General features: G+C 47.9%; 19 protein-coding genes and 1 pseudogene. 12 read left to right on the top strand and 8 right to left on the bottom strand.

Annotated features, from left to right (window positions below; all coding sequences use genetic code 11):
- From B5E53_RS17565 to B5E53_RS20195, 12 genes and pseudogenes are all read left to right on the top strand, one after another.
- Nucleotides 1–399: pseudogene (locus tag B5E53_RS17565) on the top strand (ATPase); the annotation flags it as partial.
- A gap of 19 nt (nucleotides 400–418) precedes the next feature.
- Nucleotides 419–670 carry a helix-turn-helix transcriptional regulator gene (locus B5E53_RS17560; RefSeq protein ID WP_087282333.1) on the top strand — a complete coding sequence of 84 codons (252 nt, stop codon included), beginning with the start codon at nucleotides 419–421 and terminating at the stop codon, nucleotides 668–670.
- A 4-nt stretch (nucleotides 671–674) separates the two neighbouring features.
- Nucleotides 675–2,792 carry a nitric oxide reductase activation protein NorD gene (locus B5E53_RS17555; protein WP_204245551.1) on the top strand — a complete coding sequence of 706 codons (2,118 nt, stop codon included), beginning with the start codon at nucleotides 675–677 and terminating at the stop codon, nucleotides 2,790–2,792.
- Between the two features lie 30 nt (nucleotides 2,793–2,822).
- Complete coding sequence (locus B5E53_RS17550; protein ID WP_087282335.1) at nucleotides 2,823–3,515, top strand: hypothetical protein; 693 nt, start codon at nucleotides 2,823–2,825, stop codon at nucleotides 3,513–3,515.
- Between the two features lie 87 nt (nucleotides 3,516–3,602).
- Nucleotides 3,603–4,142 (top strand): AbrB/MazE/SpoVT family DNA-binding domain-containing protein, encoded by a 540-nt coding sequence (locus tag B5E53_RS17545; protein ID WP_087317353.1) that lies wholly within the window; start codon nucleotides 3,603–3,605, stop codon nucleotides 4,140–4,142.
- Entirely contained in the window at nucleotides 4,139–4,681 is a 543-nt protein-coding gene (locus B5E53_RS17540; protein ID WP_087282340.1) for a sigma-70 family RNA polymerase sigma factor, read from the top strand. Before B5E53_RS17545 ends, B5E53_RS17540 begins: the two co-directional genes overlap by 4 nt.
- A gap of 35 nt (nucleotides 4,682–4,716) precedes the next feature.
- Entirely contained in the window at nucleotides 4,717–4,968 is a 252-nt protein-coding gene (locus B5E53_RS17535) for a hypothetical protein (protein WP_087282342.1), read from the top strand.
- On the top strand, nucleotides 4,965–5,606 hold the full coding sequence (locus B5E53_RS17530; protein ID WP_204245550.1) for a hypothetical protein: 642 nt from the start codon (nucleotides 4,965–4,967) through the stop codon (nucleotides 5,604–5,606). The genes B5E53_RS17535 and B5E53_RS17530 overlap by 4 nt, the downstream gene beginning before the upstream one ends.
- Nucleotides 5,527–6,084, top strand: coding sequence for a hypothetical protein (locus B5E53_RS17525; RefSeq protein WP_087282343.1), 558 nt, complete (start codon nucleotides 5,527–5,529; stop codon nucleotides 6,082–6,084). The genes B5E53_RS17530 and B5E53_RS17525 overlap by 80 nt, the downstream gene beginning before the upstream one ends.
- Nucleotides 6,084–6,662 carry a hypothetical protein gene (locus tag B5E53_RS17520; protein WP_087282345.1) on the top strand — a complete coding sequence of 193 codons (579 nt, stop codon included), beginning with the start codon at nucleotides 6,084–6,086 and terminating at the stop codon, nucleotides 6,660–6,662. The genes B5E53_RS17525 and B5E53_RS17520 overlap by 1 nt, the downstream gene beginning before the upstream one ends.
- A gap of 16 nt (nucleotides 6,663–6,678) precedes the next feature.
- The gene (locus B5E53_RS17515; RefSeq protein ID WP_087282347.1) at nucleotides 6,679–6,939 is read left to right on the top strand and encodes a hypothetical protein; all 261 of its coding nucleotides are present in this window, start codon (nucleotides 6,679–6,681) and stop codon (nucleotides 6,937–6,939) included.
- A 509-nt stretch (nucleotides 6,940–7,448) separates the two neighbouring features.
- Complete coding sequence (locus B5E53_RS20195; protein WP_343215681.1) at nucleotides 7,449–7,766, top strand: Fic family protein; 318 nt, start codon at nucleotides 7,449–7,451, stop codon at nucleotides 7,764–7,766.
- 35 nt (nucleotides 7,767–7,801) lie between these two features.
- Here B5E53_RS20195 and B5E53_RS17505 read toward each other — a convergent pair whose 3' ends face one another.
- From B5E53_RS17505 to B5E53_RS17475, 8 genes are all read right to left on the bottom strand, one after another.
- Nucleotides 7,802–8,233 carry a winged helix-turn-helix domain-containing protein gene (locus tag B5E53_RS17505; RefSeq protein WP_242963815.1) on the bottom strand — a complete coding sequence of 144 codons (432 nt, stop codon included), beginning with the start codon at nucleotides 8,231–8,233 and terminating at the stop codon, nucleotides 7,802–7,804.
- A 149-nt stretch (nucleotides 8,234–8,382) separates the two neighbouring features.
- Entirely contained in the window at nucleotides 8,383–9,393 is a 1,011-nt protein-coding gene (locus tag B5E53_RS17500; RefSeq protein WP_087282349.1) for an ABC transporter permease, read from the bottom strand.
- 3 nt (nucleotides 9,394–9,396) lie between these two features.
- The gene (locus B5E53_RS17495) at nucleotides 9,397–10,389 is read right to left on the bottom strand and encodes an ABC transporter permease (protein ID WP_087282350.1); all 993 of its coding nucleotides are present in this window, start codon (nucleotides 10,387–10,389) and stop codon (nucleotides 9,397–9,399) included.
- The gene (locus tag B5E53_RS17490) at nucleotides 10,389–11,237 is read right to left on the bottom strand and encodes an ABC transporter ATP-binding protein (RefSeq protein WP_087282352.1); all 849 of its coding nucleotides are present in this window, start codon (nucleotides 11,235–11,237) and stop codon (nucleotides 10,389–10,391) included. The genes B5E53_RS17495 and B5E53_RS17490 overlap by 1 nt, the downstream gene beginning before the upstream one ends.
- Nucleotides 11,234–11,386, bottom strand: coding sequence for a hypothetical protein (locus B5E53_RS19600; RefSeq protein WP_204245549.1), 153 nt, complete (start codon nucleotides 11,384–11,386; stop codon nucleotides 11,234–11,236). Before B5E53_RS19600 ends, B5E53_RS17490 begins: the two co-directional genes overlap by 4 nt.
- Before the next feature lie 169 nt (nucleotides 11,387–11,555).
- Nucleotides 11,556–12,632: a HAMP domain-containing sensor histidine kinase gene (locus B5E53_RS17485; protein WP_087282354.1), complete on the bottom strand. Its 1,077-nt coding sequence runs from the start codon at nucleotides 12,630–12,632 to the stop codon at nucleotides 11,556–11,558.
- Nucleotides 12,629–13,297, bottom strand: coding sequence for a response regulator transcription factor (locus B5E53_RS17480; protein WP_087282356.1), 669 nt, complete (start codon nucleotides 13,295–13,297; stop codon nucleotides 12,629–12,631). Before B5E53_RS17480 ends, B5E53_RS17485 begins: the two co-directional genes overlap by 4 nt.
- 76 nt (nucleotides 13,298–13,373) lie before the next feature.
- On the bottom strand, nucleotides 13,374–13,909 hold a 536-nt coding region (locus tag B5E53_RS17475; protein WP_140401529.1), incomplete at its 5' end, for an SOS response-associated peptidase.

The raw sequence follows: 13,909 nt of genomic DNA, 5'->3' as shown, positions 1-13,909 counted from the left end.
CCGGATATGGTGATCGTCGTAACAACAAACAATGACTATGCAGGCTGCAAGCCCTTAAACCAGTCCGTAATCTCCCGTATGAGTGTGCTCATCGACCTGATGGAGCCGGATGAGGAGACCCTGGTGGAGCGGGTGCTTGGCATCACCGGCTGTAAAGAGAAAAAGACCGTCCAGACAATGGCACGGATCGTCCATGCCATCTCGGAATATTGTCGGGAGAACCTGATCACAGATGGATGCTGCGGTGTCCGGGAGCTGATTTCCTGGGTGCAGTCCTATATGGTCTGCGGCGATATCCGGGAGTCCGCCCATTACACCATCCTGCCTTCCGCTACGGCAGATGCGAACAGCCGCACGGAGGTTGAGGAAAGCTGTCTGGATCCTGTCCTGCCATATTGAAGAGAGAGAAGGCGATCCTATGGGTAAATCAACTCTCACAGAACCAGAAATGTATGCACTTCTTGCAAAAAACCTGTCCTACTTACGCAAATCCCGGGGCGGGCTTTCCCAAAAAGCGGTGGCACGGATTTTACGCCTGCCGCCAAAAACCATTATGAATTACGAAAACTGCAGGTCCACGCCCCTTGCCTACGCTGTCCTCAGACTGGCAGAGTATTACGGCTGCTCCGTGGAAGACCTGCTGACAAAAAATCTCACAGAAAGGAAATAAAAGATTGAACAGCAACCAGAAAAAATTAAAACAGATGATCCGGGAAGAGGAGACTTCCATTCCCGACCAGGAATTTTTTACGTCCTCTGCCTTCCATCGTTATCTGACTTCCCAGGCGCGGGCTGCTACCGGGCGTTACTGCTACGGACTGCAGGCGCTGATCTCCTGGGATGAGTCCGAGGATGCGGCACTGGCTTACACCGACTCTTACAAGATCTACCTGAATGCAGCGAACCATGTCACCCAGAGCTTTCCGTCCCGCTTCCTGCGGGCGTTGAGCCTGGTAGGGATGACCGGGCATGAGACGGCACATCTTTTGTATACCGATTTCACCACCCGGAACCTCTACCTGAGAAATCTGGGGAACGGCACGTTTTACCCGGAAGATCCTTCCGTGGAGCTGTCCGCTTATCAGAAAAGCCAGACAGAGATCATGGACGCACTGCAGGAAAAAGACAAGGCCGTATCTCTGACCTTACGGACCTGTGCGGCTTCTCTCCAGAACATCCTGGAAGACGTCTATATTGAAGCAAGGATGTGCGCTGCCTTTCCCGGCAGCTTCCGCAAGGGCATCCAGCTCAATAACCTGCGGATGGTGGAACAGATCCCGGATCTTCACGAACAGCTCAGCCGGAACTATCAGCCGTTTACGATTGCGACCAACCTGCTTCTGGCCTATTGCCGGTCCGGCACCATCAGCAACCGCTTCCAAAGCGACAGCGAATATCTGGATGTGCTGACTGAAGGCATGGAATATATCGACACGGCACTGGAAGCGCCCTCAATCAAGGAGCGGCTGACTGCGACAAACTGCCTGCTGGTCCTGTTCTGGGACTTTATCAAACCGCTGGTAGAAGAAATGCGGGAAAAACTGGAACAAAAGAATGAAACGGAAGCAGCAAAAGAACTTCAGGATCTACTGGATCAGCAGATTGCAGGCGGCACGCCCATTCCTTTGGGAAAAGACGGAGCGGAGGTAAAAAATATCCCTTCCGCCAAAGGAGGCGCAGGCACCGATCCGCAAGACGCAGATTTCTTTTCTTCCAAAGGCCGTGAGGAACAATTAAAGGAAACGGAAAAAGTGATGGCGGAGGAAGGCGGGAGGCTGGCTCTTGCCAAGACCAGCGCTATTTTGGACGGCAATGACCCGGGCGTAACCTATGCGCCTCAGTATGCCGGCACCGGCTATGAGGATGCGGCAGCGGATATTGCCCGTGTCTTAAAGGAAGCCGCAGCAGAAAAAGCGCAGGAAGCCTATGAACAGCAGTTATCCGAAGAATTGCAGAAAGCGGCAAATGAGATCCATTACGGAAATGCCCATGCTGGGATCCATGTGACCATTCACCGGATCCAGGAGATCTCAGACCATCTGATCCGGCAATATGAAGAAATCTCGCCGCCCCTTCTTCGGGCATCCAAACGCCTGCAGAGTACCATCCTGCCCCTCTTAAAAGAGGAGGCGGAAGGCGGGAAACAGAAGAACCTGCTGTATGGACGGCGGCTGGATATGCGCTCCTTCCATCACCAGGACGGTTCTTTCTTCATAAGGACCCGGCTCCCCGCCGATGAACAGCGGCTGGCAGTGGGGCTTCTGATTGATGAAAGCGGCTCTATGGGGTGGGGTGACCGCATCACCCATGCCAGAAAGACAGCCATTGTCCTTTATGACTTCTGCGTCAGCCTGGGCATCCCGGTGACCATCTACGGTCATTCCACGGATTCCCGTGGGGTAGCCCTCTATTCCTATGCGGAGTTTGATTCTGTAGATGAGAAGGACCGCTACCGGCTGATGGATATGATAGACCGAAACGGCAACCGGGACGGCGCTGCGCTCCGCTTTGTTGCAGAGCATCTGGCGCAAAGACCGGAAAAGCGGAAACTTCTGATCCTGATCTCCGACGGCCAGCCCGCAGATGACGGTTATTACGGCACGGAGGCGGAAGCAGATCTCCGGGGGATCAAGCAGGAATACGCCAGACAGAATATCATCCTGTTTGCGGCAGCGATCGGAGAGGACAAGGATGCCATCCAGCGCATCTACCAGGAAGGGTTCCTGGACATTACCCGTCTGGACGACCTTCCAAAGAATCTTACCATTCTTATCAAACAGTATCTCAGATAATCCCAGTTTAAGAAAAAAGAGGTGAAAACCATGAATCAGTCTTACCAGAACAAGGCTTCTGACCAGATCTGTAAGATCCAGAATGACAAAAAACTGATCTCCTTCCACGACCGGCTGCGGGCAGCGCCCAATACCAGCTACGCCCAGCTCCACGCCAAAGGGGAGTTCTCAGAAAATAACCACAAGGTCCATTCCCTGATCGGCGTTTCCATCCAGGACTATTCCAACGGCACCGGGGAGCGCAACATCATCACCCGGTTCCACCTGGCTCCGGAGCAGATCCAGTTTTTCCTGACCCGCCTTACCGCAGGCTTCCAGGAATTTGAATGGAGTATCAGCAAGATCTTTGGGGAGCCGGATCAAAACGGCTTCTCTACTGCACAGCAGTTCTCCATATCCCGGCACAGCCGGACGCCAAACGGACAGGAATTGAAGAACCCGTGGCGGCTCCAGATCGTCAATGGGCGGGGGATCAAGGTTAAGAACAGAAACGGCGGCTCCTATATGCAGTCCGGCAGCTTCCAGATGGAAAAAAGCGCCTTCATCCAGCTTGCAGATATGGACCTCTACCTGCTGTTCAAGCGGGTGGACTCCTATATCTCTGAGTGGGAACACTGCATCGCACAGCCGCTGATCACAAGCGGAAAAGAGTTGCTTGTAAACCAGCAGGCCCAGCGCCAGCAGGAACAGCAGTCATTTCAGCAATATCCATACGCCGCATAATCAGATGCGGAAAAATACAGGCAGGAAAGGAAGCGGATCCCCGCTTCTTTTTCTGTCCTGTCATCAGGAAGAGAAAGGACGATTGATATGAGTATTGCATTGATCCGAAGTATGGACACCCAGGGCCGCATCATCATCCCTGCGGATATCCGGAAGGAAACCGGCATCCAAAGCGGCAGCACCCTGGAAATCGCAACAGAGGGCGCCACCATCCGCATACGGAAATGCAGGTCCCCGTTCCCCGGGCGCAAAGAACTCCCGGAGTTTCTGGAGCCTCTGCATCGGAAGATCTGCTGCGGGGCCGCCGTCTGCAATGCAGAATACATCCTGGCTTCCACCGGATGCTTTTTGCCGGAGGGCTCCACCATCACACCGGAGCTGCGCTCCCTTGTGCTGAAGCAGGAAGAACAGATCTTCCAGGCCGATATGCCGACACCGGTTCCGGGCAGCCGCCGGACGGTTGCCGCCCTGTTCCCGGTGCGCCTGTCGCCAGCTTCCAAAGAAGCTGCGCTGCTGCTGGTCCCGGAGACAGGCAGAACCCTGGCCACTACGGAACAGGAGTGCGCAAGGCTTGTCGCAAATATGATCACCAGAAAATACGAAGAAAGAAAGGAAGAAAATTTATGAAAGCATTACATCCATTAACAGAAGAACAGCGGATTTTCGCAGAAGAACATCACGATTTTATCTACCAGTATTTAAACGGACGGCACCTTGGCATTGAAGAATACTATGATACTGTAGTCTTTGGCTATCTGGAAGCCGTACAGGATTATCTGGAAAAACCAGAGCTTCAGCAATATCGTTTCTCCACCATTGCTCGCATCGCCATGAGAAATGCGCTTGCACGGGAATGGGAAAAGCAGAGCCGCCCCATGCGGAAAGCCTTTCTGGAAGAATATGAAGAGGACACCGCCTCCCTGGATGCGTTCCTTCCCAGCCGGCAGGAACGTCTGGCAGAGGCAATGGATGACCGGGAACGCCTGCTGGCGCTGCTGTCTTACCTGACGCCAAAAGAGCGCCGGGTAGTCCGCTTGCAGGCAGACGGCTACACCTACCGGGAGATCGCTGAAAAATGCAGCATCACTTCCCACGGGGTAAACAGCCGGTTTTACCGTCTCCGTAAAAAGGTACGGATCCTGGGGCAAGAGGAAGGATTATTATAAATGACTGGCAGACTCATGTATGAAGGAGTGTGAACATGATGAAGAAAGAAAAGATCACGGCAATCCCTGAAAGGAAAAAAGATACTTACCTGACCGCTGTCCTCAGCCTGCCCCTGCGTGTGCATGAGCGGGCCTGGCTCTTTACCTGCGGGCGGTCCATTTCCACCTCTCTGGTGAAGCAGATCCTGGAAGTATCCCAGGACGGCGTGGTATTTGAGACAGAAAACACTGTCTATCATGTAACCTACGCCCACCGCCCGGCTGAAATCGAGGTGATATGTGCTTGAGTGATATCTATACCCTGGGAGGCAGCCTGCAAAGGCTGCTCTCCACCCTGAAGATCAACCGGGAACGGGTGCCCCTGGAGACCTTAAAGAGCGTATACCGTGTTCCCTATGAGGAACTGAAAGCGCAGATCCGGGAGGGCGTCCAGGAGTTTGTCCTTCTGGTCGCCTGCGGCCACCTCCTCATCAATCCGGATTATCCGCCGGAAGAACAGACGGCTGTGGCCCAGGATGCGGTTGACCGCTCCCAAATCCCAAAGGAGATCGGCAAAAGCCTGACCAGGGACTACGATGTGGCAAAAATCCACCAGATGGCCCTGAAACTGCGGGAAGAGATCGAAACGGCGCTCTGGCCTTATATCAACCAGAAAACCTGCCTGGTGGCAGACCTTGCGGATATCGAAAAAACGCCGGTCATCTATAATACTTTGACCAGACAGATCTACCAGGACGGGGGATGGATAGACCAGCCTCTGGATCTGCGGGGAACATTACTGATTTACAGAAAACAGGAGGATGCTGTGCTGCCAGGCGCAGCCCTCCTTCAGAAAGGAGAAGCAAATGAAAATATGGAAGAAAGAACAGCCGGGGGAGAAGCTCTTCTTTGCCCTGAGCCTTGGACAGCTCCAGAAAGCCCATGAAATTTATAAACGGCACTGCTTTTTCCAGGATTTCCTGGAGCTTTGTGTGGAGCGCCGCCAGGACGGGATCGGTCTTTGCAACCTGCCCTATGACACCTTGGAAGAGGAAACTGAACTGCTCCATCTGGCCTATGAACTTTACGAAAAACGGGCGGATATGAATACCGCTTATCTGGTCACGCTGAACTGCGTGATAGATGAAATCGAGAAAGCTCTTGGAAACGGTACACTCCACCTGCCTTTAGATCCAACGCCCCGGGTGGTGCTGGTCATAGAGGACGGCATGATCACCGGTTCCTATACAAGTGAGCCGTCTGTCCGGGTTGAAGTTATAGAACTTAGCAAAGAATATGCCTCTTCCGAGGAACGGGATGCGGTCTATGCAGAGCTGCAGTCCGACCCGGAGCTGTCCGAATGTGACTGCCGGATAACGGTTCCCGGATATGAGGATGAAATAGAAAGCGGGGAGATGGAATAATGGCGAATATATGCTCCGATGATGTATGCTTTTTCTCAGATGACAATCCGGAAGGGATTGCGTCTCTCTGGAAGGATCTGGAAACCGCTATCACTCCCGGTTATAAAGATGACCTGGGGAATATCCGGCGCCTGTTTCTCCATGCAGGGATCGCCACAGACGGGATCAGTCTGCGTGGCACCATTATAGATATGGGGAAAAATGATACCCGTATCCTCCTCTCTTTGGATACCGCATGGCGTCCGCTCCATGATGCGTACACAGCGATTGCGAACACATATGGCGTTTCCTTTGTCATGCGGAGCATGGAGCCAGGCTGCGGCATTTTCTATAATACGGATGATACCGGGAGTACCTTTCCGGACCGATACTGTGTAACCGGTGAGACCTCGATTGACACCCCCTGCGGGATCCCTCTGGAGGAAAAGGTTGATTATGGGACTGCTTTTCCCTCAGAAAATGCCCTGATGGAGACCTTCCATGATCTTGGCTACCCGGAAGAAACTCTGGAAGCGCTGGCTGCTGCTTTGGATAAACAGGGTGTCTATATCCACTCCTACATCAATCCCTATCTGTAAGAAAGGATGTGCCGAAATGACAATTTATATTTTACACGGGTATACGGATGGTCTGATTGACCCCATACCCAGTACCGACTACGAGGAAGTGTATGCAGCAATGAAAGCCGCTTACGAAGAGATTATGGCCAACGTGGAACCAGATGATCCTGACCGGGAATACTGTTTTCTGGAAGGCTGGTCCGCTACTGCTGTCGTGCATGGGGATTGGATGGAATGGCAGATTGCGGAACTGGAGCTACCCGTCCCAAACGGACAGCCTGCATCCCAGGCTTGAGATTTCTGTCAGATCCGACAGAAAATCCCCTCTGTATCTTGCTCCGGCAGTATGGTAAAATAGACTCATCGAAAATGCAAGGAGCGATTTCCTATGAAAAACGAAGAACTGACCCGGCGGTTCCGGATTGAGCGGAAGAAATTTGACCGCTCCGGGATCTATGCCTATACCCAGCGGACGCTGGCCTATAATTCCAATAAGATCGAAGGCTCCACATTGAATGAGGAGCAGACCGCCTCACTTTTTGACACTGGTATGCTGCCTGTCAGTGACGATTACTACCGGGTCAAAGATGTGGAGGAAACCAACGGCCACTTCCTGATGTTCAATAAGATGATCGACACCCTGGATGAACCTTTGAGCGAGGAACTCATTAAGGCGTTCCACTTTGAACTGAAAAGCGGCGTGTTTGAAGACCGCGCCAACGGCTATGCTATCGGAGATTATAAAAAGCGCCCCAATATGGTAGGCATTACGAAACCACCCTTCCTAAAGATGTGCCGGAAAAAATGCGGGAGCTTCTCACCTGGTATCACAAAATCCCAGACAAGACGCTTTCCGTCATGGCCCAGTTCCATACCCGGTATGAAGCGCTGCACCCCTTCCAGGACGGCAACGGCAGGACCGGCAGGCTGATCCTGTTCCGGGAGTGCTTAAAAGCTGACCTGACGTCGGTAGTTATTGAGGACAAGTACCGGACCAGATACATCGAAGGGCTGAAGGAATACCGGGAAACCGGAAAAACTGCACTTCTGGAGGCACTGTTTACGGAAGAACAGAAAGAATACGCTAAGAAAGTGGACTATTTTCTTGGCGAAGATGTGTAAACTGAGTTGGAGCCGCCCTCACGGACGGCTCCTTTCTATGTTCCCGGATCAAACTTGTAGCCTACACCCCATACAGTCTGGATGTATTCCCGGTCTGTATACTTCCTGAGTTTCTTCCGGATGCTGTAAATCATACACTCGACTTTGGCATCCACGTTGACTGGGATATCATCCCAGACTGCCTCATAAATCTGTTCTTTGGTAAATACCTGTCTCGGATGCTGTGCAAGATGCAGGAAAACATCAAATTCATAATGCGATAGAAATACTTCCTTATCTGCTGCTAAAATTCTCCGCTGATCTGGATAAACAGCAATTCCATGAAATGATATATTTCTGTTATTTGTCTCGCTTATACCTTCTCCAGAATATACGTTCAACATAGTCATAATTTCATCCAAAATGAATTTCTCAGAATTTTTAAATTCTACGAGTAAAATATATCCGATTTTTCCATCTCCCTTCAAATATTTTTTTAGTAAGTTTCACTTTTCTTCACTTCGTATACCATTCTCTTCAGCAATTCAGTAATTTCGCCTACTATCTTCTCATGCAAATCTACTAGACCCATCCAGCAGAAGCTCCGTAATAGCTGTTATACGGCAAAATATCCCATTTATGTCCTTGATTTAGTTATCTTTCGCATTAGCTTATATACAATACTCCAAAAAACTGCATGAATAAGTAGTGCCAAAAGCACAGGAATGGTTTCCTCTGTCCGGCCCTGCAATAAATCCATGATTCCATAGAAAGTAGCGCTGGATGGTAACAAATACGAAAGTTGAAAAACAAAACTGTTGCTTGGAACCGTCAAATAAAAGAAAATAGGCGGTGCAAGGAACAGAATCATTACAATTTTGATGTAAACAATCCCTACCATCAATCCGTTTGCATAATAGCCAATGAATAGCCCTATTAAGGCAGAAATATAGGTTGAGAGCAAAACAATCAACAGAAACGGCAATATCTGTACCGCTTGTATTCTCATACAGATCAATGTTGTTATGATGGTCGAAATTGTTCCACCAATAAAACCCAAAAGGGTTTTCTGAATGATGTAGGAAGTCATAGACATAGGAAGTACCTGATTGATAAATTCTATACCATCTTCCTTTTCACTGATAATGTTCATAGCATTAAAAGTGCAGCCCATAAACATTGCTGTTACCAATGTAATTACAATCAAGAGAGATTTTAACCCATCATTATCAGATACTACCGGGATGACTGTTCTGGTAATGGATAACTGTGTTGTCCGATTTTCATAGACTTGCGGAAGCGTATCTGCAATAACTTTGTTCACCTCTAATTCGTCCCCAGCAATAAACGTCTGTATTTCGTTCCCAGCTTGTAAAACTCCTATCGTTTGTGTGGATGGATCATTTACAGCGGCTTCCAGTTCAGCGCGTGTTTCATACGGTATAACAGCACCATTGCTTTGTAACCATTTCACAGCATCGTCAGTGATATTGTTTTCTACAATTCCGAAGGTAGTTTCTCCTATTGATTGGAAACTTACACCCGAAAGCAGATTGATGGCAATACCCACGATTACGGGGAGAAGAAAAGTTAAAATGCACATTTTATCACGGCGAATACTTTTTAACTGATACTTTAACCCTTTCATCCTTTATCCCTCCTTTGCCAGTTCCCGGTTCAAAGTATGATAGGAAAGCAGGAACAGAAGAATGATTGCGCCTATACAAATCAAATAGTATGGCGCTCCCGCCATTGGCGCGGAGAAGTATGCCGCTTTCATTGCAGTAAACAGATGGTACATAGGATGATAAACGATCCAATCCCATGTAATGCCGGTCTGCCCGGCCAGAAAAACGGGTGTTGTTACAAAAACCGCAAGGACAAGATAAAACAGAGAAAACTGTTTGAAGTCCGGCAGCCAGATTGCACAAAGAAAGCCAACCAATGCCATAATCAGCGATAAAATACCGGCTTGCAGAAGAACTCCCGGCAAAACATCCATCGCAGGGAGTGTTCCTAAATTACTCACAGTCAGCAAGACCGTAAATGCAAGGTCTGATAATAATAGCAGAAGCAATTTGGATAGGATGAACATAGAACGCCGGATAGGCAGCACCCCATGTACCCGTATCACACCCATTTGCTTCTCCTTAAAAAGCATGGAAGCCAGCCCCAAAAAGCCAACCGCCGATAATTCAAAAAACAGAAATTCAGCGGTGATCTCCCTGCGGTTTTTCATTTCTTTATTATTGACGCCAATTTTATCTGCCTGTCCATCCGTATTTCCATTCAGGACAGCTTCACCCCAAATCATGCGGTAGTGATCGGTAGTTTCCAGTCCGCAGGAGAGCATATAGAACCCTGGTTCAGCTTTGGAAAAATCATAGCCAACACAATATTGGTCTGCACAGGCAGTTTCTAACGCCTCTCTGCTGTCTACTTTTGTAAGGTATTCTGAATGAACATCTACTTTACTTTGTGGATCATAAAGATAAACCTGATGCATCTCCTGATCTAAATTCACATACACAAAATTGATATAGCAGGAATATAAAATCAGCGAAAGCAAGGCTAATAGAAAAAACTTGCTGGACAGCATCAGCTTGAAGTCTTTTTTCAGTAGATGGGAAAATCCTCTCCACATTAAGTCAGCCCCCTCCCTGTATATTGAATAAACATATCCTCCAAAGTCGGTTCTTGGGAATGGATGCTGATAAGCTCGTCATACACAAAGGGAATACCAGTTTTTAGCTCCGGGGCTTCCAACTTTCGTTCCAGCCTTTTACCTTGATAAAGATAATCAACCACAATACTGTGTTTACTGTTTTTCTCTTTAAGATTTCTCGGTGTATCGAGAGCTACAATATTTCCATTTGAGATAAATGCTACTCTGTCGCAAAGCAAATCAGCATCTAACATATTATGTGTTGTAAGAAAGACCGTTGTGCCTTTTTGCCGTTCTTTTTCTATGATTTTGCGAAAAAGGACGGCTCCCGCAGGATCAAGGCCGCTTGTAGGTTCATCCAGAAACAAAAGTTTTGGATTGCTGATAAGTGCCCTCGCCATACTAACACGCTGACGCATCCCTTTTGAGTAAGAAGATACCGGTTTTTTCAAAAAATCCTTCTTAAATTCCAGTTCATCCAGCAATTCTTCCGCATCACGCATATGCTCCGCTGGATAGAAAGACGCAAAGTAATGTAAATTATCGAGGGCACTCAAATTCGTATAAAGATAAGGAAATTCAAACAATACGCCTATGTTCTGGAAAAATTCCTCTTTTTGCAAATTGTCAATTTCCTGTCCGAACAGAGAAACCATCCCGCCATGTCCTTTTAGTATGCCGGTCAATATTTTTTGGGTTGTGGACTTGCCGGAGCCATTCGGCCCTAAAAAGCCGAAAATTTCCCCATCCCTTACAGAAAAGTTCAGACCATGTAATACCTGCTTGTCTTTCCCATAAGAAAATGTCAAATTCTGAACCTCAATCATTCATCATCCCCCCATTTCCCATGCGGTTCCTTTTTCTTTTCCTGCTGGCGCTTATTCCACCATTTCATAAACTTAATCTTGAACGGGATCGAGATCAACAGTGCCACCAGAAGAATAAGCCACCAATACCATTCCAAACCTAAAAACATACTCATTACCTCCTTGTTTTGATGGGTTGCCCCTCTTATTTGAGGTAAAGGTATAAAAATGCGTTGAAGTTGGTGTGAGATTGCTGTGAAGTTGGCGTGAAATCTTCCCGAATATAAAAGGCCCCGATTTCCATTTGGAAACCAGAGCCTATGAGAAAATAGGAACTTGTTATTTTATTGTAGGAATGGAGAAGTAAAAAGACACGCCTCCCGGTTGGTTTTCTACGCCATAGTGTAAGTGCTGCATGGATAAGACTTGTGCAACAATCGCAAGCCCCAGCCCGGAACCACTGTATTTAGAATTTTTATCACGATAGAATTTCGACCATATCTTTGACAGACTTTCTTCCGGGATAGGTGGCCCCTGATTGAAGATTGAGAAATCGAGCATACCGTCATTTTCTTTCAGCAGCAGTTTCAAAACGCCGCCAGATTGCGTATTGCACTTTGCATTGACAACCAGATTGTTCAATACCTGTTCCATCCGGCGTTTGTCTGTTTCGACGTAAACGGGATGTTCCGGCAGTTCATATTGCAAATCAAAGTCTGCATCTGGAGCGTCGATCAATAATCTCCCGGCAATGGTTTCCACAAATTCTATAAAGTCAAATCGTTCTGGAGAAAGCCGGGCGGCCCCAGTTTCCAATGCAGACAAATCAAGGAGTGTTGAAATAAGGCTGCTCATACGCTCTGTTTCAGCTATAATTATTTCTAAATACTTTTGCCGTTTTGTTTCATCCGGCTCATCTTGCAGACCTTCGGCATAGGCGCGGATCACCCCCAACGGAGTTTTCATTTCATGGGAAAGACTATCTACCAGCTCTTTGCGTTCCTCCAACAGCCGCTTTTCCCGTTCTACATCTTTTTCCAACTGGCAATTAGCAGTTTGTAACTGCGAAAGTGTCTGCTGTAAATTCTGTGCCATTTTGTTCAGGTTTTGAGATAGTTCGCCAAATTCGTCATTTGTGTGAATTTCGCAAGAAGAAGAAAAATCAAGCTGCGCCATTTTTCGAGCTGCTTCACTTAACCGATCAACCGGCTTCGAGATAAAACGTCCCATTAAGTAATCAACTGCCAGAACCAACAATATCACAAAGCAAAGCCAGAGAAGAAAAGAAAAATCCTGCTCAATAGGCAACCTTGTTGATATGACATATGAGATAATCAAAATAATTCCCGCTATTTTAGAAACCATAATAATTTTTTTGCGAACTGTCCGCAAGGAGAAATTATCTTCTATTTTCATACATTTACCTCAAATTTGTACCCGGAGCGGATCAAGGTAACAATATGTTTGCCCTCATCCCCCAATTTCTGTCGCAAAGTTTTTATGTGAGTATCTATCGTTCGGGTAGTACCCTCGAAATCATATCCCCAAATCCGATTAAGTAACTGCTCTCTGCTGAATATCTGGCCGGGATTTACCATGAAGAAATACAGTAATTCATATTCCTTATGGGTCAAAGTGATTTCCTGTCCATTGACAAATGTTTTGTGGGATGCTGGAATGATTGAAATTTTCCCCACATTCAGAGCATCCGTTGGTACGGTGGAAGAACGGCGAAGCAGCGCGCCTACTTTTGCCAGTAATACTTTAGGGCTGAATGGTTTTGTGATATAATCATCAGCCCCCAACTTATATCCTTTCAGTTTATCTTCTTCTTCGCTTTTGGCGGTCAGTATAATAATAGGGAGATTGCTCATTTCTCTTGCCATCTTACAGACAGAAAAGCCGTCAAGGTGAGGCATCATCACATCCAGTATCATTAAGTCCATTGGATTATTTTTCAATATCATTAAGGCGTCTACACCATCATCAGCCGTAAAGCAGGTATGTCCACCACGCTGCATATATTCAGCAATGATCTCCTGCATATTCTTTTCATCTTCTACAACTAAGATATTAGCCATGTTAATTTTCCTCGCTTTATAATGTTGTCGTTTCAAACACACCCCTAGTTTGCCAATTATACCAAATACTAGCGCACTAAAACAACCTCATCTGCTCATATTCTGCACGCTGTTCCAGCAGCACCGGTGTCTTATGCAGCAAAGATTCTGTTGCCTGATCATCCAACACCCAGTCCCCTAACTCCTCTGGCTCCAGGATCAGCGGCATCCGGTTATGGACCGGTGCCACGGAAGAGTTTGCGTCTGTGGTCAGGATCACGAACCTCTCCTGGCCTTCATACCGGTTATAGCATCCTGCCATAAACAGAACCGGTGTTTCTTTCCGCTCAAAGGTAAACTTCTCCTTGCTCTTATTCCACTCATAAAATCCCCTGGCAGGGATAATACAGCGCCGATCCTGTACACTCTCCCGGAACGTAGGGCGCTCCAGTGCAGTCTCTGCCCTTGCATTGATCAGCAGCTTTCCTTTCTCAAATCCCGGAAAGCCCCACCGCATCTGTTCTGCAGCAAGATGGTGCTCCTGCCCTTTTATTATTGTAGCATTTTGCGCTGGGAAAACATCACCAGTGCGCTCTATCTGCAATTTCCTATCCAGATCCCGTACCAGCTTCT

Origin of the sequence: Eubacterium sp. An11 (genome assembly GCF_002161065.1) — a bacterium.
GTDB lineage: Bacteria > Bacillota > Clostridia > Lachnospirales > Lachnospiraceae > Anaerobutyricum > Anaerobutyricum faecale.
The sequence above is the reverse complement of the archived record's forward strand: the minus strand, read 5'-3'. Positions and strand labels throughout refer to the sequence as shown.

Bases quoted from the DNA above. Each gene is read 5' to 3' on its own strand.
- B5E53_RS17560 (WP_087282333.1), top strand. From the start codon at position 419: ATGGGTAAATCAACTCTCACAGAACCAGAAATGTATGCACTTCTTGCA.
- B5E53_RS17550 (WP_087282335.1), top strand. From the start codon at position 2,823: ATGAATCAGTCTTACCAGAACAAGGCTTCTGACCAGATCTGTAAGATC.
- B5E53_RS17545 (WP_087317353.1), top strand. From the start codon at position 3,603: ATGAGTATTGCATTGATCCGAAGTATGGACACCCAGGGCCGCATCATC.
- B5E53_RS17540 (WP_087282340.1), top strand. From the start codon at position 4,139: ATGAAAGCATTACATCCATTAACAGAAGAACAGCGGATTTTCGCAGAA.
- B5E53_RS17535 (WP_087282342.1), top strand. From the start codon at position 4,717: ATGATGAAGAAAGAAAAGATCACGGCAATCCCTGAAAGGAAAAAAGAT.
- B5E53_RS17525 (WP_087282343.1), top strand. From the start codon at position 5,527: ATGAAAATATGGAAGAAAGAACAGCCGGGGGAGAAGCTCTTCTTTGCC.
- B5E53_RS17520 (WP_087282345.1), top strand. From the start codon at position 6,084: ATGGCGAATATATGCTCCGATGATGTATGCTTTTTCTCAGATGACAAT.
- B5E53_RS17515 (WP_087282347.1), top strand. From the start codon at position 6,679: ATGACAATTTATATTTTACACGGGTATACGGATGGTCTGATTGACCCC.
- B5E53_RS20195 (WP_343215681.1), top strand. From the start codon at position 7,449: ATGCGGGAGCTTCTCACCTGGTATCACAAAATCCCAGACAAGACGCTT.
- B5E53_RS17500 (WP_087282349.1), bottom strand. From the start codon at position 9,393: ATGAAAGGGTTAAAGTATCAGTTAAAAAGTATTCGCCGTGATAAAATG.
- B5E53_RS17495 (WP_087282350.1), bottom strand. From the start codon at position 10,389: ATGTGGAGAGGATTTTCCCATCTACTGAAAAAAGACTTCAAGCTGATG.
- B5E53_RS17490 (WP_087282352.1), bottom strand. From the start codon at position 11,237: ATGATTGAGGTTCAGAATTTGACATTTTCTTATGGGAAAGACAAGCAG.
- B5E53_RS19600 (WP_204245549.1), bottom strand. From the start codon at position 11,386: ATGTTTTTAGGTTTGGAATGGTATTGGTGGCTTATTCTTCTGGTGGCA.
- B5E53_RS17485 (WP_087282354.1), bottom strand. From the start codon at position 12,632: ATGAAAATAGAAGATAATTTCTCCTTGCGGACAGTTCGCAAAAAAATT.
- B5E53_RS17480 (WP_087282356.1), bottom strand. From the start codon at position 13,297: ATGGCTAATATCTTAGTTGTAGAAGATGAAAAGAATATGCAGGAGATC.